Consider the following 21,859-nt stretch of genomic DNA (forward strand, 5'->3'; position numbering starts at 1 on the left):
GTAAGCGCCATCGGGCACGTTGCCGATGGCGCTTCGCTTGCCCGGCCTACGGTTTAATCGTTTTGCGCAGTTTGCTCACCTGTCGCTGAACCCGCTGCCGCCATCTGTGCGGCTTTTTGCTTTTTATAGCTCAGCGCCGCGGCCGGAACAGGCATCACTTTGCCGGTTTCGATCCAGGTGCGTAAACGACTGGCATCAGCAAAGTGGGTGTATTTGCCAAAGGCATCCATGACCACCAGCGCTACCGGCTTGTTATTAATGACCGTACGCATCACCAGACAGTGACCGGCGGCATTAGTAAACCCCGTTTTGGTGAGCTGAATGTTCCAGTTATCGCGGTACACCAGATGGTTGGTGTTACGGAACGGCAGCGTATAAGCCGGATTAGCAAAGGTCGCCATGTCTTCACGCGTCGTACTCAACTGACCAATCAGCGGATACTGCTTGCTGGCAATCAGCAGTTTCGTTAAATCACGCGCCGTCGAGACGTTATGAATCGACAAGCCAGTCGGTTCCACAAAGCGCGTCTGGGTCATTCCCAACGACTTCGCCTTCGCATTCATCGCCTTGATAAATGCGTTATAACCGCCCGGATAGTGGTGCGCCAGGCTTGCCGCTGCGCGGTTTTCTGAGGACATCAGCGCCAGTAGCAGCATATTCTTACGACTGATCTCACTGTTCAGACGCACACGAGAGTAGATGCCTTTCATTTCCGGCGTCTGGCTGATATCCACTTTCAGTTTTTCATCCAGCGGCAGTCGTGCGTCAAGCACTACCATCGCCGTCATTAATTTGGTAATCGACGCAATCGGACGCACAAGGTCCGGGTGGTTCGAATAGATAACTTTGTTGGTATTCAGATCAACAATCATCGCACTACCCGAAGCAATCTCAGGTTGAGATGCCGCTGCGGTAGTTGCCGTTTTCGCTACGGCTTGGGGTGCAAAAGGAACGGCCAGCACCAGGGCAAGACTTAATAATGAAACTCGGAATTTCAGCATGATGAGGTTTCTGATAATGGTTCACGCACGTCACAACGCACACCGCCTGAAATAAGGATTATCTCAGGCTAGCTCTGGCATCATAGCGATCCGGCAGGTTTGCCGCTACAGAAGAATCATCTCGAAATGCTGCGTTGCTGACTTTTACGTCAACAACGCAGCGCAGACAGGTTGTACACCTAGAACAATCGGTACCCGTAGCCCCACAGGATCACCGTAATCGCCAGCAGAACCTCCAGCACCAGCACACCGATCGCCAGCGTTGAACTGGAAAAGCTCAGCCCTTCTTCTTTCGTGATATTCAGGAACGTTGGAATACCGAGATAGAGTAAATAGCCGGTGTAAAACAGCGCGATGGTTCCCACGAGCGCACACAGCCAGACCAGCGGATACAACGCCACCAGTCCGCTCAAAAACAGCGGCGTGGCAACATATCCGGCAAAGACCATACAATGCGCCAGCGACGGGCGTCGCGAGTAATTACGCGCCATCCACCAGATCACTCTGCCCATAATGGCCACACCCGCCAGCATCACACCGTAAAACAGAATTGCCATCGCAAATCCGGTAAACAGGGATAACTTCAGGATATTGCCGTCGCCAAAATTCCAGCCAATTTGCGTGGTGCCAATAAACGCACAAATCACCGGAATTGCCGCCATCAGCAGGACATGGTGGGTATAGTGATGCGAAACACTTTCGTTCTCGCTGTTGATCACGTGCATTTCACGATCGGGATGGGAAAACAGCCCCCAGACATGGTTCATACCGCCCCCTTCTTGTCAGCTCCGGACCTCAACACTTCAAGTATAATTCAGCTTTTGATTATTTTATGTACACATGAAAAATACCGATGCGCTGAGTTGCTGCTTTTCCGGCATGAACAATTCACTGGGTGTATGCTATAGAGCGTGGAGGTCATACAACGTATGGATATAACGCATTATGTTGAGCAATACGGCTATGCGGCGCTGATTATTGGCAGCCTTGCCGAAGGCGAAACCATTACCTTGCTAGGCGGTGTTGCTGCGCATCAGGGAATTCTTAAATTTCCGCTGGTGGTACTCTCCGTCGCGTTGGGCGGGATGATTGGCGATCAGTTGCTCTTTTTACTTGGGCGTCGTTATGGCGGCAAAATTTTACGTCGTTTCTCGCATCATCGGGCAAAAATCCACTATGCGCAGAAGATGATCCAACGGCGTCCCTATCTGTTTGTGGTCGGCACGCGTTTTATGTACGGCTTTCGCGTCATTGGCCCGTTGCTGATTGGGGCCAGCCACCTGCCGCCGAAGATTTTCATCCCACTGAATATCCTGGGGGCGTTTGTCTGGGCTTTGCTGTTTACCACGCTCGGCTATGTTGGCGGTGAAGTGATTGCCCCATGGTTGCATAGCCTCGACCAGCATATTAAACATGGGATCTGGTTGGTTCTGGTTATCGGCGTTGTAGTGGCTGCCCGCTGGTGGATGAAACGGCGAAGTAAACGCAAAGAACAGGCAAATTGACCCGACAGCGGCTTCTGCCGGGTCAGACTATCAGGAGGCGCGGTAACCGCCGCCCAGTGCGCTGGTCAGCTGTATAGAAGCATCCAGCCATTGCCCCTGTAGAACCAGACCATTAAGCTGTTCGCGTAATGCCGGAATTTTGGCCTCGCTAACCCGGGAAACTGCAATGATACCGGCGCTATATCGTGCCTGCGCAAGCCCCACGACGCGCTGTGCGTCATGTTCAATTTGCTGCTGATGCTGGTTCTTCTGCGCCAGCGTTTCTACCTGTGATGCCGCACGCGCCACGTCATTCACCGCATCGACCACGGCCTTGTTGTAATTTGCCACCGTCAGGTTGCTCTGCGCTTTCGTGATATCGAGATTCGCATTCAGTCTGCCGCTATCAAAAATAGGCAGCGTCAGTCCAGCCGTCACGCCCATCTGCTGTGCAGAATGGCGGAACAAATCGCTCAGATGTAGCGCATCCTGCTGTAAAAACGCCATCAGGTTCACGTCCGGATAGAATGCCGCTTTTGCCGCATCAATGCTGCTCAGCGAAGACTCGATGTACCAGTGTGCGGCCTGTAAATCAGGGCGGCGGGCCAGCAGCGAATAACCAAGCTGGGACGGTAGCTGGCTTTCTACCGCCGGTAGCGCCGTTGCTTTAAGCTTCATGACGGAAGATTGCGAGTTGGTCAGTGCGCTCAGCCGCGCCTCTATCACCTTCATTTTGCCGCTGACATCGTTCAGCTGCTGCTCCGTTTTACTGGAATCGATATCCGTTTCAACACCTTCGACAGAAGAGGTAATCCCGTTTTGATACAGTTGACGATCGACGGTGATGACGTTCTGCTGCTCGTTTTTAATCTGCGTCAGTACGGTTTTCAGCGCCGCCTGTGTCTGCCACTCCCAGTACAAACGCGATACGCCGCTCGCCAGTAACTGGCGGGTTTGCTCACGTTCAGCCTCACGCGCTTTCACCTCACCAATACGCGCCGCCACTTCAGCCCGGTTTTTACCCCACAGATCCAGGTTCCAGCCCGCGGTTAAACCAAAGGTTCCATTGGTGTACCACGGCCCCGTATTTCCATCCAAATCGGTAGCAAACGGTCCCATCAGCCCTTCAGCCGACATTTTCTGACGCTCCACATCTGCGGAAAAATCAATCTCTGGACCATCCTGCGCCTTAACCGCTTTAGCCTGCGCTTCTGCCAGTTGAATGCGCTGTTCTGCTACCTGCATATCTGGAGAATTCTTGAGGGTGCTGTCAATCAACGCATTCAGCTGTGGATCGTGATACGCCTTCCACCATTGGCTATCCGGCCAACCATTTTTTAATGCCGCAGGCAATGCGGAATCCACGTTCACTGCGGGTGTCTGCTGTGACAGCGATTGACGATTGTCATGCATGGGTGCACAACCAACCATCAAAATAAGCAGCGGCAAACATGCCGTTGCAACAAGAACAGAATTACGATTCATGGGAATATACAGGTAAGAAAAGATGCACAGAGAGTACGACTTACCGCATTCTCTTTTTTAGTTACGCGTGGCAATACATCTTTTGAAATAAAATCACATAATTAAGAAACATATACATAACAAATGGTTCTGTCAAAATAATTCCACTGAATTATAAATGGAGGCGTAATGTCACAAACGCTTATCAGGCCTGCGAAATACGCGTCCGTTCCGTAGTCCGGATAAGGCGGTTACGCCGCCATCAGGCGATAATAGGGATGGCCTGAATCGCGCGTGCAATATCCGGTGAATTATTCAAAGCCCGAATTTCCTGAAACAGTTCTGTCGCTTCAACATATTCTTTACGAAGATAGCCCAGCCACTGTTTGATACGCGCCACATGATACAGCCCGGTATCACCCTGTTTTTCCAGTCGGGTATATTTTTGCAGTAACGTCACGACTTCAGGCCACGGCATACGCGGTTCGTTATATTTCACCACACGACTCAAATTAGGGATATTAAGCGCACCGCGCCCGATCATGACGGCATCGCATCCGCTGATAGCCATACAGTCCTGTGCGCTTTGCCAGTCCCAGATCTCACCATTCGCGATAACCGGGATATTGAGACGCTGGCGGATCTCGCCAATAGCCTGCCAGTTAATGTGCTCGGCCTTATAACCTTGCTCTTTCGTTCGACCGTGCACCACCAACTCACTGGCACCGGCCTGCTGGACGGCATCAGCAATTTCGAACTGCCTGTCACTGCTGTCCCAGCCCAGACGCACTTTTACCGTCACCGGTAAATGGGCCGGAACCGCATCACGCATGGCCTTAGCGCCACGGTAAATCAGCTCAGGGTCCTTCAGTAACGTTGCGCCACCGCCGCTGCCGTTCACCAGCTTCGACGGACAGCCACAGTTTAGATCGACGCCATACGAACCCAGCTCAACCGCGCGGGCTGCATTTTCTGCCAGCCACTGCGGATACTGCCCCAGCAGTTGTATACGCACCGGCGTACCGGATGTCGTGCGGCTGGCGTTAAGCAGTTCAGGACAAATGCGGTGAAAGACTTTTACCGGCAGTAGTTGATCCACCACGCGAACAAATTCGGTGATACAGAGATCATAATCATTCACTTCAGTCAGCAACTCGCGCACCAGTGAGTCGAGCACGCCTTCCATCGGCGCCAGTAAAACACGCATATTGTTACCCGCAAAAAAGAGAGGCGCTATGGTAACGTCTCTATGCAGGAGATTAAAGCGTCTCAGCGCCGGGCACAGGTTTGGTTATGCTGATTGGGGGCATTGCCTGATGTTCCAGATATCTATTTCCACTATGCTTAGAATTCATGATGTGATCGGTAGCACGTTTTAAAGTTTAATTGTATGATGAATCAGTCTCGTCAAGGGTTTCAAATATGAGCAAGTCACTGAACATTATCTGGCAATATTTACGCGCATTCGTCCTCATTTATGCCTGCCTCTATGCAGGTATTTTTCTTGCATCGCTGCTGCCAATCACGATTCCGGGCAGCATTATCGGCATGCTGATTCTGTTTGTATTACTGGCATTACAGATCTTACCGGCAAAATGGGTAAACCCAGGCTGCTACGTACTGATTCGTTACATGGCCCTGCTGTTTGTCCCGATTGGCGTGGGGATCATGCAGTACTTTGACTTGCTACGCGCACAATTTGGTCCGGTCGTGGTGTCCTGCACCATCAGTACACTGGTCGTATTCCTGGTAGTGAGCTGGAGCTCGCACATTGTTCACGGCGAACGCAAAATCGTTGGCCAAAAAGGGTCTAAACAATGATGTCGTATATCTGGTGGTCGTTACCCCTCACCCTGGCGGTATTTTTTGCTGCACGTAAGCTGGCAGCGCGATGCAAACTGCCGTTGCTGAATCCGTTGCTCGTCGCAATGGTGGTGATTATTCCCTTTCTGATGCTGACCGGTATCCCCTACGATCACTACTTCAAAGGCAGCGAGGTGCTGAACGATTTACTGCAACCTGCCGTCGTCGCGCTAGCCTATCCGTTATATGAACAGCTGCACCAAATCCGTGCCCGCTGGAAATCCATTATCGCCATCTGTTTTGCCGGCAGTGTCGTGGCCATGGTCACGGGCACCTCAATTGCCCTGCTGATGGGGGCTTCACCGGAGATTGCCGCCTCTATTATGCCTAAATCGGTCACCACGCCTATCGCTATGGCTGTGGGTGGCAGTATTGGTGGTATTCCGGCAATCAGCGCAGTGTGCGTCATTTTTGTCGGTATCCTCGGCGCCGTATTTGGCCATACCCTGCTCAATGCCATGCGCATTCGCACCAAGGCAGCACGTGGACTGGCAATGGGTACGGCTTCACACGCCCTGGGCACGGCTCGCTGTGCTGAACTGGACTACCAGGAAGGTGCATTTAGCTCACTGGCGCTGGTGATTTGCGGAATTATTACCTCATTGGTTGCCCCCTTCCTGTTCCCGGTTATCCTGGCGGTGGTAGGCTAATCTGCATTTTTAAGCTGTTTATTTGCGATGCGTTGCACATTTTTCATTTAAGTTTCATAAGTTGCACACACAATGAGATTTGGATCACATATAAAGCCCTGTCAGGCCCGTAAACTACGGTTCCATTACATTGTTATGAGGCAACGCCATGCATCCACGTTTTCAAACTGCTTTTGCCCAACTCGCGGATAACTTGCAATCAGCCCTGGCCCCTATTCTGGCGGATGAACATTTCCCCGCCATGCTGACGGCTGATCAGGTATCTTTGCTTAAACGCGAATCGGGACTGGACGAAGACGCGCTGGCATTCGCTCTGCTGCCTTTAGCTGCGGCCTGCGCACGCACCCCGCTGTCCAACTTCAACGTTGGCGCAATCTCACGAGGTATCAGCGGAACCTGGTATTTCGGTGGGAACATGGAGTTTCTGGGTGCCACAATGCAGCAAACCGTTCACGCCGAGCAGAGCGCTATTAGCCATGCCTGGTTACGTGGCGAAAAAGGACTCGCCGCGATTACCGTCAACTACACCCCTTGCGGGCACTGCCGTCAGTTTATGAATGAGCTGAACAGCGGACTGGATTTACGGATTCACCTGCCCGGGCGTGAACCACACGCACTGCGCGACTATCTGCCGGACGCTTTTGGGCCAAAAGATCTCGACATCAAAACGCTGTTGATGGACGACCAGGATCACGGCTTCGCGCTGCAAGGCGATGCGCTGACCCAGGCGGCGATTGCCGCAGCAAACAGATGCCATATGCCCTACAGCAACTCCCCGAGCGGCGTGGCGCTGGAGTGTAAAGATGGTCAGATTTTCAGCGGTAGTTATGCTGAAAACGCCGCCTTCAACCCAACGCTGCCGCCGTTGCAGGGTGCATTAAACCTGTTGAGTCTGAACGGTTACGACTATCCGGACATTCAACGTGCGGTGCTGGCAGAAAAAGCGGATGCGGCGCTTATCCAGTGGGATGCGACGTCTGCCACCCTGAACGCGCTGGGCTGTGACAATATCGAGCGCGTACTACTCGGTTAAATCATGATGCCCGGTGGCGCCGCGTCATCGGGCAACAGTGACTAAAATCCCCTCAATCAGACTGCTGTTTCTTGCGCTCCGCCGTTGGGTACAGTAGCCTGATTGACATTCCATCCAATTATCGAGTTTTCTGCATGTTAAAGCGCGTGTTTTACAGCTTGTTAGTCCTGGTAGGCTTGCTGCTGTTGACAGTGCTTGGGCTCGACAGATGGATGAGCTGGAAGACGGCCCCCTACATCTATGACGAATTACAGGATCTCCCCTACCGTCAGGTTGGCGTTGTCCTGGGCACGGCAAAATACTACCGTACCGGTGTCATCAATCAGTATTACCGCTACCGCATTCAGGGCGCATTAAATGCGTATAACAGCGGCAAAGTAAACTATCTGCTCCTTAGCGGCGACAACGCGCAGCAAAGCTATAACGAACCGATGACAATGCGTAAAGACTTGATTGCCGCAGGCGTCGATCCCGCTGACATCGTGCTTGATTACGCAGGGTTCCGTACGCTTGATTCGATTGTTCGCACCCGCAAAGTATTCGATACCAACGATTTCATCATCATTACTCAGCGATTCCATTGTGAGCGGGCGTTGTTTATTGCGCTGCATATGGGCATTCAGGCTCAGTGCTATGCGGTACCCTCGCCAAAAGATATGCTTACCGTGCGGGTGCGCGAATTCGGCGCTCGCTTTGGTGCGCTGGCCGATCTCTACCTTTTTAAACGCGAACCCCGTTTTTTAGGTCCGCTGGTACCCATCCCGACCATGCATCAGGTACCCGATGATGCTCAGGGATATCCGGCAGTCACGCCTGAACAATTACTCGAATTACAAAAGAAACAAGGAAAATAAGCATGGATGTACAAACACTCTTCGTCGTATTGGCCTTTCTGCTCATTCCCCTCTTTTGTTTCAGGGAAGCCTGGAAAGGATGGCGCTCCGGAGCCGTAGATAAAATTAAGAAGAATGCGCGCGAACCGGTTTATGCTTATCGCTCGCAAGAGCCATTGCAATTTTGGTCCTATGTGCTGGTTTATGCCGGATGCGGATGTTTATCATTAGGTATGGTTGTTTATTTGGTATTTTATCGTTAACGATATTGTCTTTATATTAGATGTTGAGAATAACTAATATTATGATAACGGTTACCATTTCAATATAAGGGATTCATGCTGCCCGTCAGCATTTCCCTCACACCTTCTTCTATTTGTGAATCCTTTCACAGAATACTCTTCCTGCAGTGCTTAGCCTTAAGAATAGCTTTTCACTTTTTATATTTTGTTATTAAAGGGTTGCCTTAATTTACTCAAGCATTAAGGAAGAAAATATGCCACAACAAAATTATCTGGATGAGCTCACGCCGGCTTTTACCCCATTATTAGCAATAAAAGAGGCCTCTCGTTGTTTATTATGTCACGATGCCCCCTGTAGTCAGGATTGCCCGGCACAAACCGACCCAGGGAAATTTATTCGCTCCATTTATTTCCGCAATTTTAAAGGCGCGGCTGAAACTATTCGGGAAAATAATGCGCTCGGTGCGGTATGCGCCCGGGTATGCCCAACCGAAAAATTATGCCAGCGCGGATGTACGCGTTCAGGAATTGATAAACCTATCGATATTGCGCGTCTGCAGCGATTTATTACCGATTTTGAACAGCAGACCGCAATGAAAATCTATCAGCCCGCAACAAAAACGCTGGGCAAGGTCGCCATCATCGGTGCAGGTCCGTCCGGATTACAGGCCAGCGTAACGCTGAGTAATCTTGGCTATGACGTCACCCTCTTCGAAAAGCAGGCCCAGCCAGGCGGCTGGTTGCGTTATGGCATTCCAGAGTTTCGTCTGCCGCAGACGGTTTTAGATAATGAGATTGCCCGTATCGTAGAAATGGGCGTGACCATCAGATGCAATTGTGAAGTGGGTACTGCCCTTTCCCTTGAGCAACTCAAAACAGAATACCGCGCCGTACTGGTAACTGTAGGGATGTCTTACGGTTCTACGCTGCCTCTGTTTGATCAGGCGAATAATGTCGAAATTGCCGTCGACTTTCTGCAACGGGCCCGACAGTCAGGCGGCAATATTAGCGCCGGGCAAAGCGCATTGATCATCGGCGGTGGCGATGTGGCAATGGATGTCGCCAGTACACTGAAACTGCTGGGCTGCCCGTCCGTCACCTGTGTCGCACGTGAAGAACTGGCTGAATTCCCTGCCAGCGACAACGAGTTCAACAGCACCCAGGCGTTAGGGGTATCGATTATTGACGGTTTCACGCCTGTGGCGGTTAGTGGAAATCGCGTCACCTTTAAGCACGTACGCCTGCCGGGAGAACTCTCGCTTGAAGCCGAACATATTATTCTTGCCGTCGGTCAACATGCGCAGCTTGATGATTTCGCCGCGTTAAAGCCACAGCGCAATCTTATTGATACGCACAATTACCAAACCGCCGATCCGGTTATGTTTGCCGCGGGCGATATTGTTAAAGGCGATAAAACCGTTGTATACGCCGTGAAAACCGGAAAAGAAGCCGCTCAGGCCATTCATCACTATTTAGAGGGAGCTTGCTCATGTTAACGAAAGATCTTTCTATTACTTTTTGCGGCGTCAAATTTCCCAACCCGTTCTGCCTCTCTTCTTCTCCGGTGGGCAACTGCTATGAGATGTGTGCCAAAGCCTATGATACCGGCTGGGGGGGTATTGTTTTTAAGACGATCGGTTTCTTTATCGCCAATGAAGTCTCCCCGCGCTTCGACCATCTGACCAAAGAAGATACCGGCTTTATCGGCTTCAAAAACATGGAGCAAATTGCCGAACACCCGCTGGAGGAGAATCTGGCCGCAATTCGCCGACTGAAACAGGACTATCCTGACAAGGTCCTGATTGCGTCGATCATGGGTGAAAACGAAGAACAGTGGCAGGAGCTGGCTCGCCTGGTTGAAGAGGCGGGTGCAGACATGATCGAATGCAACTTCTCGTGTCCGCAAATGACCTCACATGCCATGGGCAGCGATGTCGGGCAAAGCCCTGAGCTGGTCGAAAAGTATTGTCGGGCAGTTAAACGCGGCTCAACCTTACCAATGCTGGCTAAAATGACACCAAATATTGGTGATATGTGTGAAGTTGCTCTGGCGGCTAAACGCGGAGGTGCTGACGGTATCGCGACCATCAATACGGTTAAATCCATCACCAATATCGACCTGAAGCGCAAAATCGGGATGCCGGTCATCAACGGTAAATCCAGTATTTCTGGTTATTCCGGCAAGGCCGTGAAGCCTATCGCTCTGCGCTTTATTCAGCAACTGCGTATGCACCCTGAACTGCGCGATTTTCCGATTAGCGGCATTGGGGGGATTGAAACCTGGGAGGACGCCGCCGAGTTTCTGCTGTTGGGTGCTGCCACGCTGCAGGTCACCACCGGAGTCATGCAGTATGGCTACCGAATCGTGGAGGACATGACCAGCGGGCTATCGCATTACCTCGCCGATCAAGGATTTGACTCGCTGGAGGAGATGGTTGGTCTCGCTAACGCCAATATCATCCCCGCAGAGGAACTTGATCGTAGCTACATCGTCTATCCGCATATCAATCTCGCAAAATGTGTGGGCTGTGGCCGCTGCTACATCTCCTGCTATGACGGTGGGCACCAGGCAATGGAATGGAATGAGGAGACCCGTACACCTCACTGCAACACGGAAAAATGCGTGGGCTGCCTGCTGTGCGGTCACGTTTGCCCGGTAGCCTGTATCGATCTCGGTGAGGTGAAATTTAAAACCGGCGAGAAAGCACATGCTTTAACCTTGTAACACTCACAAAAAAGCCCGGTGCAGATTGCGCTGCACCGGGCTTTTAGCGTTCTAATCGTTACTTCTTACGTGCGTATTTCAGTGAATCCAGCGCGACGGCGAAGATGATGATGCCGCCCTTAATAATGTACTGCCAGTAAGGGTTCACGCCGATGTAGGTCAGACCGTAGTTGATGACGGTGAAGATAATCACACCGGTCACCACGCCGAAAACCGTCCCCACGCCACCGCTGAACGACACGCCGCCAACCACGCATGCCGCAATAGCATCCAGCTCGTACATAAAGCCGAGGTTGTTGGTTGCAGAACCGATACGCCCTGCTTCCAGCAAACCACCGAAGGCATAGAACACACCAGACAGCGCATAGATAATCAGCAGGTTCAGCGCCACGTTTACACCGGACACTTTCGCCGCTTCAGGGTTACCGCCGATAGCGAAAATATTTTTACCAAAACGGGTCTTGTTCCACAGCACCCAAACAAAGGCCACGGCAATCAAGGCATAGAAAGTAATGTAGGAGAGTCGGAAACTACCCAGCGCAATAAAGCCCTGCGCAAAGGTTGAGAACCCGCTGTCAAAGCCAGAAATTGGCGATGCCCCAACAAAATCGTAATACAGGGAGTTAATACCGTAGACGATAATCATCGTGCCGAGGGTGGTAATAAAGGGCGTCACATTCAGATAAGCAATGATGATACCGTTTACCAGACCGATAATGGCGCCAATCACGCAAACAATCAGCACCACTACAATGATCGGCATCGTCGCCATTTCCGGGAACACCTTGTTGGCATTCTCCATCGACTGCAGCAAGGTTGCTGCCACGACCGCCGCCAGGCCAACCTGGCGCCCTGCTGACAGGTCCGTCCCTTGCGTAACAATCAGCCCGGCAACCCCCAGCGCGATAATAATACGCACCGAGGATTGCGTTAGAATATTACTCAGGTTCAGTAAACTTAAGAAAGTGGGATCCTGGAAAATAATAATTGCCAGCAAAACCAAAAGAACAACGTAAATTCCGCCTTCTTTCAGATAAGTAAGAAAACTTTTCTTATTTAACGCACTCATGAGGAGCCCCTAATCTTAAAGGTGCAAAGACGCAAGACGGAGGATTTCGTTTTGCGTTGTGGTTTTGGTTTCAACAATTCCCGCGACGAGGCCATTGCTCATCACCAGAATACGATCGGTAATACCTAGCAATTCTGGCATTTCAGAGGAAATAATAATGATCCCCTTTCCTTTTTTCGCCAGTTCAGCAATCAACTGATAAATCTCAAATTTCGCGCCAACATCAATACCGCGTGTCGGTTCATCCAGCATCAGGATTTCCGGCTGCGTTAACAACCAACGGCCAATGACCACCTTTTGCTGATTACCGCCAGAAAGCGAACCAATTTGCGTACGGTGCCCTGGTGTTTTTACCCTCATCGAGTCAATTACCCACTGGGTATCGCTCTTCATGCGGGAATTATCCAGCAGGCCGACTTTATTTTTATAGTTCTGGATATTGGAGATTAACGAGTTAAAACCAATGTCCAGATAGGCATAAATCCCGGTTGAGCGACGCTCTTCGGTGACCAGCGCAAAACCATGGTTAATCGCTTCATTCGCGCTGTGGTTATTGATTTTTTTGCCGTGGAGCGTAATCGTGCCCGATGATTTCTCACGAATGCCAAACAACGTTTCAACGATGTCGGTGCGTTTCGCGCCAACCAGACCGGCAATGCCGAGAATTTCCCCTTTATGGAGATCAAAAGAGATATCACGAATCGACGGCTGACGCAGAGAAGTCAGGTTACGCACTTCCAGAATCACTTCTCCCGGCTTGTTCTCTTTGTCCGGGAAACGTTGGTTCAGTGAACGTCCGACCATCATGGCGATGATCTTATCCATGTCCAGCCCTTCCAGCGGCTGGGTCGCAATCCATTGACCATCGCGCAGCACGGTAATTTCATCACACAGTTGAAAGATCTCTTCCATTTTGTGAGAAATATACACAATCCCGCACCCACGCTCTTTCAGCTTACGGATGATGGTAAACAGATGATTAACCTCTTTCTCGGTTAACGATGAGGTCGGTTCATCCATAATGACGATTTTGGCGTCATACGAAAATGCTTTTGCAATTTCAATCATCTGCATTTGCGAAACAGATAATGTTCCGACACGCGCACGCGGATCGATGTCAATATCCAGTTCATCGAATATCGCTTTGGTATCGCGGTACATTTTTTCCTGATCGACAAACATGCCTTTGGTGGGATAGCGCCCCAGCCACATGTTGTCCATTACAGAACGTTGTAATACCAGGTTTAATTCCTGGTGTACCATTGAAATACCATTCTCAAGCGCTTCTTTAGCAGAATGAAAATCGATTTCTTTACCCTGAAATAAAATACTACCGGAATCTTTTTGATAGATCCCAAAAAGACATTTTAATAATGTTGACTTTCCAGCGCCATTCTCGCCCATCAGAGCATGAATAGAATGTGGGCGGACTTTTAAATTGACATTATCAAGAGCCTTAACGCCGGGAAAGGACTTGTTGATGCCGCTCATTTCCAACAAGTATTCGCCTGACGACTGAGTATTAGTGCTGACCATAATTATACCTTGTTGGCCTTGCAGAGTGCGCAATTAAGGGCGCAATGAAATTGCGCCCACAGACGGAGTATTTATTTGTTGGTGAACTCTGCCAGATTATCTTTATCGACACCGACATATGGAACGCGAACAATTTTGTTCTCAATTTTCCAGTTGGTGCCGTCTGCCGCGCCTTTGCCATCAGCCAGGTTTCTCGCCAGATCGAAGGTCGCTTTCGCCTGGTTGTTTGCATCGTTCAGCACGGTACCGGCCATGGCGCCAGATTTCACCAGAGCCAGTGCTTCAGGCAGCGCATCGACGCCAAATACCGGGACGCTGGTTTTGTTGTGCGCTTTCAGCGCTTCAACTGCGCCCATCGCCATGGCGTCATTGTTGGCGATAACCACTTCAATTTTGTTTGCGTTAGGACCAGACATCCACGCATCCATTTTATCTTTCGCCTGAGCGGTATCCCACATTGCGGTATCTAACTGCAACTGCTCAGTTTTAATGCCTTTGTCGTTCAGCTCTTTAATCACGTAGGTCGTACGTGCTTCGGCATCCGGGTGTCCCGGTTCGCCTTTCAGCAGAACAAACTGAATTTTGCCGTCTTTGTTCAGATCCCAGTTCGGGTTAGCGGCCCAGTGCTTGGCAATCAAATCACCCTGAATAATGCCGGACTCTTTAGAGTCAGTGCCGACGTAATAGGCTTTGTCATAGCTGTCCAGTGCTTTACGGGAAGGCTCTTTGTTGAAGAATACAATCGGTACGTTCTGTCCGCGTGCTTTTTCAATGACCGTGCCAGCAGCTGCCGGGTCAACCAGGTTGATAGCCAGTGCTTTAACGCCTTTTGCCAACAACACATCAATCTGATCGTTCTGTTTGGACTGATCGTTTTGCGAGTCATTCATCAGCAACTGTACATCCGGCGCCGCTTTGGCATCTTTTTCAATAGCCTTACGTACCACAGACATAAAGTTATCGTCATATTTATAGATAGTCACACCAATGCGGGTATCAGCAGCGTGCGCAGCCGCGCCGAATAACATGCTTGCCATTACAGCAGACAGGGTCAACACCTTCTTATTCATGGTATCTCCGGTTTTATTATGCAGGGTAGTGCTTGAGATAAATGCTCGGCAGGCAGAACGTTACTGAAGTGTTACTGAACGCCGAAGCTCACTTTTAAAAATATTTCTTCCGTGTCTGGCAACACTCCAAAAACAGGCTTTAATTGTTGTTTAAGACGCCTATACCTCGATGAAAGTGATTATTCACCGTTACATAGTAGTTACAGCGCAGCAAACAGTGTCATCATAGCTATCGCATTGTTAAGATACTGTGAATTTACTCACATATTGAAAGCGGTTACATAGCCCGACATTATCAGTTAGTGATCGGTGCCGCATTCTGCCGCAAAGCCACAGAATGACGTCGCACCAGCGTCGGCATAAAGCAATGAGTTGCATCAGGATCCAGCGTTCCCGCCGCGCCTTGTAGCGCAAGCTCGGTGGCCATTTTTGCCATAGAAGCAATGGGATAGCGCACCGTTGTCAGCTGCGGGTCGGTGTAACGTGCGATGGGAATATCGTCGAAACCAATGATAGACAGATGTAATGGAATGGCGATGCCGTTGTCTTTTAACGCCGTTAGCGCGCCAGCGGCCATATTGTCGTTGTAAGCGAAGACTGCCGTCAGTTGCAGGTTACGTCCCAGCAGTTCCACCATGGCGGACTCTCCGCCCTGCATATCCGGTGAACCGGTACCGATCCAACTGTCGGCCGGGGTAATCCCCTGTTCTTTCAGAGCACTTAGCCACCCTTCTTTACGCATTGCATCGTCCTCAATGCGGTGACTCGACGCCAGGTAACCAATACGTTGATGCCCATTGTTCAGCAGCATACGGGTTGCCATTTTGGCGCCGCTAATATTATCCAGACAGACGCAACGATGCGCATAGCCCGGCACAATGCGGTTGATCAGCACCATACCGGGGATCTGATCCATAAACTCCGCCAGCTCGCGATCGCTCAACGCTTTCGAGTGAACAATCAGTGCGTTACAACGCTGACGAATCAGTACCTCAATGGCATGACGCTCTTTTTCGGCTTCGTGGTAGCTGTTGCCAATCAGGACGTACTTCTGATGCTGCTGGGCAACCAGGTCCACGGCTTTGACCAGCGCGCCAAAAAATGCATCTGATACATCCATCACCACGACCCCAATCGTGTCGCTCACCTGCGTCGCCAGCGCTTGAGCATTGGCGTTAGGGCGATAGCCGAGCTGAGTCACAGCTTTCATTACCGCTTCACGCGTATCGGGACTCACCAGTGCACTGTTGTTGAGTACGCGGGAAACGGTCGCTACAGAAACGCCAGACTGCCGTGCCACATCACGAATGGTTACCATATTCACTGCCCTGTTTTAGATTGCGGCTACCCGCAGACACCCCAGGCTGGGTATTTTGTCAGCACAACGAAACGGACTGCGTGAGTGATGTCACAGGAATGAAAGCGCTTACATCCATTTTGTTAATGAATGTGATCCAGATCGTTATCTGGATGTTCGCGGTAATGATGTCCCTGACGCACGCAGGGTTAATTGACGCCATAGCCATTCTACCGGGCCTTGCCGGTAAAAACGCAGCCAAATGACGGAGAAAAGCAGGTTAACGGCCCAGACCGGAATGACAAATAACAGCAGCGCCAGTCGGTCATATTTCATAAATAAGCCGAATTGATAAAACAGCGTGGTGCAAATTAAGGTTTGTAACAGATAGTTGGTCAGCGCCATACGTCCAACGCAGGCTATCGCAACAACGCCTTTTAAGCGGCTCAGCTGCGGCCAGAAACCAAACAGCAATGCGGCATAGCCAATTGTCTGAAACGGCGCGCCCAGCTCACGCGGGGCCTGCAACAGAAAAGCGCACCAGCGATATGCCCAATCCAGATGCCACTGCGCAACGATAGCAGGCAGGTTAATCGCAATGCCAATAATGACCAATAACGCGCCGGTACGTCGATAGTGCTGCAAACTGTACTGCCCTTTCAGCCAACCGCTGCGCATCAATGCCGCACCCAGCAGCATCATCCCCGCCAACTGCCAGCCGTACTGTGCGCCCAGCGCCAGTAAGCTATTCGACAGCATATCCACGCGATTACTGACCGCTTCCATACCGCCGTTAATCTTCCAGTACTTCTCATACAGCAACGCAGAAGCATCCGGTGTCCAGGCCCGACTGGTCTCACTTCCGGAGATAAACCCCAGCAGCAACAGCACGCCAACGCCCACCAGATAGAGCAACACGCCGGTATTAAACAGACTTTTGACGGAAGGGGCATCGCGAACCAACCGCCAGCAAATCAGCCCGATGAGACCATACGCCAGCAGGATATCGCCATCCCAGAACAGCAAACCGTGAATAAACCCCAGCAGGACCAGCAAAGTGAGTCGCGACTGGAGCCAACGTTTGCCTCGCGGTAGCAGCATCTGCAAACCCGCGCCAAACAACAGCGCAAACAGCGTGAGGAATTTCACCTGCGCAAAGAGATCAAGCACAGCCCAGGTCCAGGCATCTGACGGGGTAATGTTGCCGTACCAGGCAGGATTCAGATAGGCCGCCTTTGGCAGACCAAAGGCGCTAATATTGAGAAGCAGGATGCCGAGGATGGCGACGCCACGAATAAAATCCAGCGTGACATTACGCTCCATGGCCCCTGCCCTGATCAGTTGTGGTGACGCACGGCGCGCAGGAATTCCTGACGCGTATTCTGGCTGGACTTAAACAATCCGCCAAGCGAGGTGGTGGTGGTGGCGCTGGTCGCATCACGGATACCACGCGCTTTCACGCAGTAATGCACAGCATCAATTGAAACCGCCACATTATTCGTCCCGAGCAGCGTTTGCAGCGCGGTGAGAATTTGCTGAGTCAACCGTTCCTGGACCTGCGGGCGCTGAGCGAAGAACTGCACAATGCGGTTAATCTTCGACAGACCGATGACCGAATCTTTCGGAATATAGGCCACCGTCGCTTTGCCATCAATCGTGACGAAGTGATGTTCGCAGGTGCTGGTCAGCGTGATATCACGAACCGTGACCATCTCATCCACCTTCATTTTATTTTCAATGACGGTGATTTTAGGGAAATTGGCGTAATCGAGGCCGGAGAAAATCTCATCGACATACATTTTTGCGATGCGATGTGGCGTTTCCATCAGACTGTCATCGCTCAAATCAAGATTGAGCAATTGCATAATCTCGGTCATATGACCGGAGATAAGACGTTTGCGCGTTTCATTATCCATCTCTTGCACGGGCGGGCGTAGCGGTGTTTCAAGACCACGCGCGACCAGCGCTTCATGAACCAGGGCCGCTTCTTTACTGAGTGATGACATTTCTTTTTCTCCTGCAGGTGGGGCGCCTCTGCCCTGCGTGGGGCAAAGTTTTTAGGCTGTGTCACAGCCAGAACATTGTGCGTGAGGCGGCGCACATAATCCAGTATTCGCCGCGATAATTATTGAAATTGGTGCTGCCTTTTAGCACACAGATTTCAAACGTCGTTCAACCGGGTGAATTCGAGTGTTAATGTAAAGTTATATAGATGATGAAGTATGTTTGCTCAATGCGGAAGTGAAAGTTACTCACAGTGCAATGAATAATCTGTATTATGGTGAGTTCGCAAACACATTCAGGTTCAACACAACAAGGAGCCACGCATGGAAATGCTTGAAGAGCACCGCTGTTTTGAAGGCTGGCAGCAACGCTGGCGTCATGACTCCACCACGCTAAATTGCACCATGACCTTCAGTATTTTTCTTCCGCCACCCCGCGATACCACCCCGCCTCCGGTGCTGTACTGGCTGTCGGGTCTGACCTGTAATGATGAAAACTTCACCACCAAAGCAGGCGCGCAGCGCATCGCAGCAGAGCTGGGCATTGTGCTGGTGATGCCGGACACCAGTCCGCGTGGCGAGCAGGTAGCTAACGATGACGGCTACGATTTAGGCCAGGGGGCGGGATTTTACCTCAATGCCACCCAGCAGCCGTGGGCAACGCATTTTCGTATGTATGACTATCTGCGTGATGAGCTTCCGGCCCTGATTCAGTCGCAGTTTAACGTCAGCGATCGCTGCGCCATCAGCGGACACTCCATGGGCGGTCACGGCGCATTGATTATGGCGCTGAAAAACCCCGGGAAATACACCAGCGTTTCCGCCTTTGCGCCGATCGTAAACCCTTGTCGCGTACCGTGGGGTGAGAAAGCTTTTAGCGCTTATCTGGGCGAAGATAAAACACAATGGGCAGAGTGGGATAGCTGCGCATTAATGCTGGCCAGCAAGCCCGCAGATGCGATTCCGACGCTAATCGATCAGGGAGACAGCGATCAGTTTCTTGCCGATCAGCTACAGCCCGCGGTACTGGCCGAAACGGCCCGTCAGACTGCATGGCCAATGACGTTACGCATCCAGCCAGGTTACGACCACAGCTATTACTTTATTGCGTCGTTTATTGAGGATCACCTGCGCTTTCACGCCCAGTATTTGCTGCTGAAGTAGCCTTCGAGGGCGCAAGCCCTCTTGGTTTCTCCATTATTCCTTCACTTTTTATCCATTTTTATTTCTCCGCTATCTCATTGATTTTATAACACTTCCTCAAATTTCATATCAAACACAAATGATTTCTATTATCATTTGTGTTTACAAAAATTCACACTTTTGTACAATCCCCCCGCTTCTTTACTGAAAAGAGTCCTTAAAAGACAAATACATACAATTGTCATGGCCTTTCACATGACACGCAGTTAGATTCATTTAAATGGAATGATACAAATGACTATACCTCACGTTAAGGCTGTAGCCGCCGCAGTATGCGTCGCGAGTCTCCCATCACTCGTCTATGCCGCCGACCAGGATACCGTGGTCGTCACCGCCACCGGGTTTGAGCAAAAAATTCAGGATGCCCCCGCCTCCATTTCGGTTATTACCAAGCAGCAGATCGAAGATAAAGCGTATCGCGATGTGACCGATGCACTGAAAGACGTCCCTGGTGTTGTTGTGACCGGCGGCGGTAGCAGCAGCGATATCAGCATCCGCGGTATGGCCTCGCAATACACGCTCTTCCTGGTTAACGGTAAACGTATCAGTACACGCGGTACCCGCCCGAACAGCGACAACGCGGGTATTGAGCAAGGCTGGTTACCGCCACTGGAATCCATCGAGCGTATCGAGGTGATCCGCGGCCCGATGTCGTCGCTGTACGGCTCTGACGCCATGGGCGGCGTGATTAACGTGATCACCAAAAAAGTCTCGAATACCAAAGCCTGGACCGGCTCCCTACATGGTGATGCTACCCTCCAGGAAGATCGGGACTCCGGTGACCTTTACCAGACAAACGCCTACGCGTCCGGACCACTGATCGACGGGCTACTCGGCGCAAAAGTGACCGGGCTGTTCTCCCATCGCGGAGAAGATAAGATAGTCAATGGTTACAATGAACAGCGCCTGCGCAACGGCGGACTTACCCTCAACTTCACCCCGGATGATAAAAACGACATCGACTTCGATGTCGCGCATGAACTACAGGATCGCAACAGCACGCCGGGCGAATCGATGGCGGCAGAAAACTGCCGTAACGGTGTTTGTAAGCCAAACAGCAAAAGCTACAACCGTTATGAACACACAACGTATTCATTAACCCACAGCGGTTATTACGACGATTTCAACAGCACCAGCTATGTTCAGCAGGAAGAGACCAAAAACCCTGGTCGTCAGATGAAATCCTACAATACGATCTTCAATAACCAGAACCAGGTCTTCCTCGGGGCGCACACCCTGACAGTTGGCGGGCAATACCGTTATGAAAAACTGCGCGATAACGGCAACCAACTGCAGGCAGCTGACGGTCTGAACAAATTGACCCGCTGGAGCTGGGCGCTGTTTGCCGAAGATGAATGGGCGGTTACCGATACTTTCACGCTGACCGGCGGTCTGCGTATGGATAAAGATGAAAACTACGGTGACAACTGGACGCCGCGCGGCTATGGCGTATGGCACCTGAGCGATCAATGGACCTTAAAAGGCGGTGTTTCTGCGGGCTATCGCGCGCCGGATCTGCGCCAGTCATCCGCAAGCTGGGGGCAAGTGACCGGTGGCGGTCGTCTGAACGGGATCATTGTCGGCAACCCGGATCTGAAACCAGAAAAAAGCCTGAGCGAAGAGATCGGTTTACTGTGGGATAACGGCAACGACCTCAATGCGGGCGTCACGCTGTTCAATACCGACTTCAAAAACAAAATCACCGAAGTGCGTCGCTGTAACAGCAGTGCCGATCCGGCTTGTACTATTGGCAGCACCCATTACGACTTTGTCAGCGATCGGGTTAACGTTGATAAAGCCAATATGCGCGGCGTCGAATCCACCTTCGGCTGGAAAATAACCTCCGACATCAACTGGACGGCAAACTACACCTATACGGAATCTGAACAGAAAAGTGGTCAGTTCTCGGGTCAGCCGTTAAACAAAATGCCAAAGCATATGTTTAACACCACCCTGGACTGGCAGGCTACGCAGGATATCGGTTTCTGGAGCCGTCTGAATCTGCGCGGGAAAACGTCTGAATACCTGAGCCGTACCTCCATGGCGCAAGGCACTCCTTCCTATACCCAGGTCGATATCGGTATGCGTTACTACGCAACCAAAGATGTACTGCTTACTGCGGGCGTGTATAACGTGCTGGATAAACAGATTGATTACGATACCTATGACACCGTGCTTGATGGTCGTCGCTACACTGTTGGCCTGACTTACAACTTCTAAAGTTTGGACAATAAAAACCCCGGCAAGGTGAATGTCTAATGCCTGTTAGTTAAGCATGTATGGAGAACATTTTATTCCGCTACGGGGTTCCGTTCACTTCAACGGTATCACTTCTTTGAATCACAGATACCCGTGAACGTGCAAGGGAGGCTCACCGCCGCCTCCC

Annotated in this window: 20 protein-coding genes; 10 read left to right on the forward strand and 10 right to left on the reverse strand. The window is 51.1% G+C overall.

Annotated elements, in window-relative coordinates:
- Nucleotides 1-53: 53 nt before the first annotated feature.
- Both pbpG and RYZ59_RS00705 read right to left on the reverse strand, forming a co-directional pair.
- A complete protein-coding gene (gene pbpG, locus RYZ59_RS00700) occupies nt 54-1,001 on the reverse strand; it encodes a D-alanyl-D-alanine endopeptidase (protein ID WP_048211180.1) in 948 nt (315 codons plus the stop codon).
- A gap of 179 nt (nt 1,002-1,180) precedes the next feature.
- Nucleotides 1,181-1,768 (reverse strand): Yip1 family protein, encoded by a 588-nt coding sequence (locus RYZ59_RS00705; RefSeq protein ID WP_005129189.1) that lies wholly within the window; start codon nt 1,766-1,768, stop codon nt 1,181-1,183.
- Between the two features lie 162 nt (nt 1,769-1,930).
- Between RYZ59_RS00705 and RYZ59_RS00710 the strand changes: the two genes are divergently transcribed.
- Entirely contained in the window at nt 1,931-2,506 is a 576-nt protein-coding gene (locus RYZ59_RS00710) for a DedA family protein (protein ID WP_318048861.1), read from the forward strand.
- 30 nt (nt 2,507-2,536) lie between these two features.
- On the opposite strand, the gene mdtQ is transcribed toward RYZ59_RS00710, so the two are convergent.
- Both mdtQ and dusC read right to left on the reverse strand, forming a co-directional pair.
- Entirely contained in the window at nt 2,537-3,970 is a 1,434-nt protein-coding gene (gene mdtQ / locus RYZ59_RS00715) for a multidrug resistance outer membrane protein MdtQ (protein WP_318048862.1), read from the reverse strand.
- 241 nt (nt 3,971-4,211) lie between these two features.
- On the reverse strand, nt 4,212-5,156 hold the full coding sequence (dusC, locus tag RYZ59_RS00720; RefSeq protein ID WP_137382293.1) for a tRNA dihydrouridine(16) synthase DusC: 945 nt from the start codon (nt 5,154-5,156) through the stop codon (nt 4,212-4,214).
- Nucleotides 5,157-5,371: 215 nt separating this feature from the next.
- Here dusC and RYZ59_RS00725 point away from each other — a divergent pair, with 215 nt between their 5' ends.
- From RYZ59_RS00725 to preA, 7 genes are all read left to right on the forward strand, one after another.
- Nucleotides 5,372-5,770 (forward strand): CidA/LrgA family protein, encoded by a 399-nt coding sequence (locus RYZ59_RS00725; RefSeq protein WP_005129194.1) that lies wholly within the window; start codon nt 5,372-5,374, stop codon nt 5,768-5,770.
- Nucleotides 5,767-6,462, forward strand: a complete 696-nt coding sequence (locus RYZ59_RS00730) for a CidB/LrgB family autolysis modulator (protein ID WP_202038276.1) — start codon at nt 5,767-5,769, stop codon at nt 6,460-6,462. Before RYZ59_RS00725 ends, RYZ59_RS00730 begins: the two co-directional genes overlap by 4 nt.
- Nucleotides 6,463-6,610: 148 nt before the next feature.
- The gene (gene cdd, locus RYZ59_RS00735; RefSeq protein WP_318048868.1) at nt 6,611-7,495 is read left to right on the forward strand and encodes a cytidine deaminase; all 885 of its coding nucleotides are present in this window, start codon (nt 6,611-6,613) and stop codon (nt 7,493-7,495) included.
- Nucleotides 7,496-7,629: 134 nt separating this feature from the next.
- On the forward strand, nt 7,630-8,349 hold the full coding sequence (gene sanA / locus RYZ59_RS00740) for an outer membrane permeability protein SanA (RefSeq protein WP_137382290.1): 720 nt from the start codon (nt 7,630-7,632) through the stop codon (nt 8,347-8,349).
- Nucleotides 8,350-8,351: 2 nt separating this feature from the next.
- Entirely contained in the window at nt 8,352-8,591 is a 240-nt protein-coding gene (locus tag RYZ59_RS00745; protein ID WP_137382289.1) for a DUF2542 family protein, read from the forward strand.
- Nucleotides 8,592-8,824: 233 nt separating this feature from the next.
- On the forward strand, nt 8,825-10,066 hold the full coding sequence (locus tag RYZ59_RS00750) for an NAD(P)-dependent oxidoreductase (RefSeq protein ID WP_318048874.1): 1,242 nt from the start codon (nt 8,825-8,827) through the stop codon (nt 10,064-10,066).
- Entirely contained in the window at nt 10,060-11,295 is a 1,236-nt protein-coding gene (preA, locus tag RYZ59_RS00755) for an NAD-dependent dihydropyrimidine dehydrogenase subunit PreA (protein WP_137382287.1), read from the forward strand. Before RYZ59_RS00750 ends, preA begins: the two co-directional genes overlap by 7 nt.
- A gap of 58 nt (nt 11,296-11,353) precedes the next feature.
- Here the strand turns inward: preA and mglC are convergent, their stop codons facing one another.
- The 6 genes from mglC to folE all read right to left on the reverse strand — a co-directional run bounded on the left by mglC (nt 11,354) and on the right by folE (nt 18,273).
- Nucleotides 11,354-12,364, reverse strand: coding sequence for a galactose/methyl galactoside ABC transporter permease MglC (gene mglC, locus RYZ59_RS00760; protein ID WP_003027393.1), 1,011 nt, complete (start codon nt 12,362-12,364; stop codon nt 11,354-11,356).
- A gap of 15 nt (nt 12,365-12,379) precedes the next feature.
- A complete protein-coding gene (gene mglA / locus RYZ59_RS00765; RefSeq protein WP_048211171.1) occupies nt 12,380-13,900 on the reverse strand; it encodes a galactose/methyl galactoside ABC transporter ATP-binding protein MglA in 1,521 nt (506 codons plus the stop codon).
- A gap of 71 nt (nt 13,901-13,971) precedes the next feature.
- A complete protein-coding gene (mglB, locus tag RYZ59_RS00770; RefSeq protein ID WP_043016958.1) occupies nt 13,972-14,970 on the reverse strand; it encodes a galactose/glucose ABC transporter substrate-binding protein MglB in 999 nt (332 codons plus the stop codon).
- Nucleotides 14,971-15,265: 295 nt separating this feature from the next.
- Nucleotides 15,266-16,288, reverse strand: a complete 1,023-nt coding sequence (gene galS, locus RYZ59_RS00775) for an HTH-type transcriptional regulator GalS (protein WP_318048879.1) — start codon at nt 16,286-16,288, stop codon at nt 15,266-15,268.
- A 144-nt stretch (nt 16,289-16,432) separates the two neighbouring features.
- Nucleotides 16,433-17,590, reverse strand: a complete 1,158-nt coding sequence (gene yeiB / locus RYZ59_RS00780; RefSeq protein WP_318048881.1) for a DUF418 domain-containing protein YeiB — start codon at nt 17,588-17,590, stop codon at nt 16,433-16,435.
- 14 nt (nt 17,591-17,604) lie between these two features.
- Complete coding sequence (gene folE / locus RYZ59_RS00785) at nt 17,605-18,273, reverse strand: GTP cyclohydrolase I FolE (protein ID WP_003027410.1); 669 nt, start codon at nt 18,271-18,273, stop codon at nt 17,605-17,607.
- Between the two features lie 321 nt (nt 18,274-18,594).
- On the opposite strand from folE, the gene fghA reads away from it, so the two are divergent.
- Nucleotides 18,595-19,434 (forward strand): S-formylglutathione hydrolase, encoded by an 840-nt coding sequence (gene fghA, locus RYZ59_RS00790; protein ID WP_318048883.1) that lies wholly within the window; start codon nt 18,595-18,597, stop codon nt 19,432-19,434.
- A gap of 273 nt (nt 19,435-19,707) precedes the next feature.
- A complete protein-coding gene (locus RYZ59_RS00795) occupies nt 19,708-21,693 on the forward strand; it encodes a ligand-gated channel protein (protein WP_318048885.1) in 1,986 nt (661 codons plus the stop codon).
- The last annotated feature ends 166 nt before the right edge of the window (nt 21,694-21,859 follow it).

It is taken from the genome of Citrobacter sp. HN-141 (assembly GCF_033341895.1).
Taxonomy (GTDB): Bacteria; Pseudomonadota; Gammaproteobacteria; order Enterobacterales; family Enterobacteriaceae; genus Citrobacter.

Coding starts and splice junctions, on each gene's coding strand:
- mdtQ (WP_318048862.1), bottom strand. CDS start 3,970: ATGAATCGTAATTCTGTTCTTGTTGCAACGGCATGTTTGCCGCTGCTT.
- pbpG (WP_048211180.1), bottom strand. CDS start 1,001: ATGCTGAAATTCCGAGTTTCATTATTAAGTCTTGCCCTGGTGCTGGCC.
- RYZ59_RS00750 (WP_318048874.1), top strand. CDS start 8,825: ATGCCACAACAAAATTATCTGGATGAGCTCACGCCGGCTTTTACCCCA.
- galS (WP_318048879.1), bottom strand. CDS start 16,288: ATGGTAACCATTCGTGATGTGGCACGGCAGTCTGGCGTTTCTGTAGCG.
- RYZ59_RS00795 (WP_318048885.1), top strand. CDS start 19,708: ATGACTATACCTCACGTTAAGGCTGTAGCCGCCGCAGTATGCGTCGCG.
- mglB (WP_043016958.1), bottom strand. CDS start 14,970: ATGAATAAGAAGGTGTTGACCCTGTCTGCTGTAATGGCAAGCATGTTA.
- RYZ59_RS00705 (WP_005129189.1), bottom strand. CDS start 1,768: ATGAACCATGTCTGGGGGCTGTTTTCCCATCCCGATCGTGAAATGCAC.
- sanA (WP_137382290.1), top strand. CDS start 7,630: ATGTTAAAGCGCGTGTTTTACAGCTTGTTAGTCCTGGTAGGCTTGCTG.
- cdd (WP_318048868.1), top strand. CDS start 6,611: ATGCATCCACGTTTTCAAACTGCTTTTGCCCAACTCGCGGATAACTTG.
- RYZ59_RS00745 (WP_137382289.1), top strand. CDS start 8,352: ATGGATGTACAAACACTCTTCGTCGTATTGGCCTTTCTGCTCATTCCC.
- folE (WP_003027410.1), bottom strand. CDS start 18,273: ATGTCATCACTCAGTAAAGAAGCGGCCCTGGTTCATGAAGCGCTGGTC.
- yeiB (WP_318048881.1), bottom strand. CDS start 17,590: ATGGAGCGTAATGTCACGCTGGATTTTATTCGTGGCGTCGCCATCCTC.
- mglA (WP_048211171.1), bottom strand. CDS start 13,900: ATGGTCAGCACTAATACTCAGTCGTCAGGCGAATACTTGTTGGAAATG.
- mglC (WP_003027393.1), bottom strand. CDS start 12,364: ATGAGTGCGTTAAATAAGAAAAGTTTTCTTACTTATCTGAAAGAAGGC.
- dusC (WP_137382293.1), bottom strand. CDS start 5,156: ATGCGTGTTTTACTGGCGCCGATGGAAGGCGTGCTCGACTCACTGGTG.
- RYZ59_RS00725 (WP_005129194.1), top strand. CDS start 5,372: ATGAGCAAGTCACTGAACATTATCTGGCAATATTTACGCGCATTCGTC.
- fghA (WP_318048883.1), top strand. CDS start 18,595: ATGGAAATGCTTGAAGAGCACCGCTGTTTTGAAGGCTGGCAGCAACGC.
- RYZ59_RS00730 (WP_202038276.1), top strand. CDS start 5,767: ATGATGTCGTATATCTGGTGGTCGTTACCCCTCACCCTGGCGGTATTT.
- RYZ59_RS00710 (WP_318048861.1), top strand. CDS start 1,931: ATGGATATAACGCATTATGTTGAGCAATACGGCTATGCGGCGCTGATT.
- preA (WP_137382287.1), top strand. CDS start 10,060: ATGTTAACGAAAGATCTTTCTATTACTTTTTGCGGCGTCAAATTTCCC.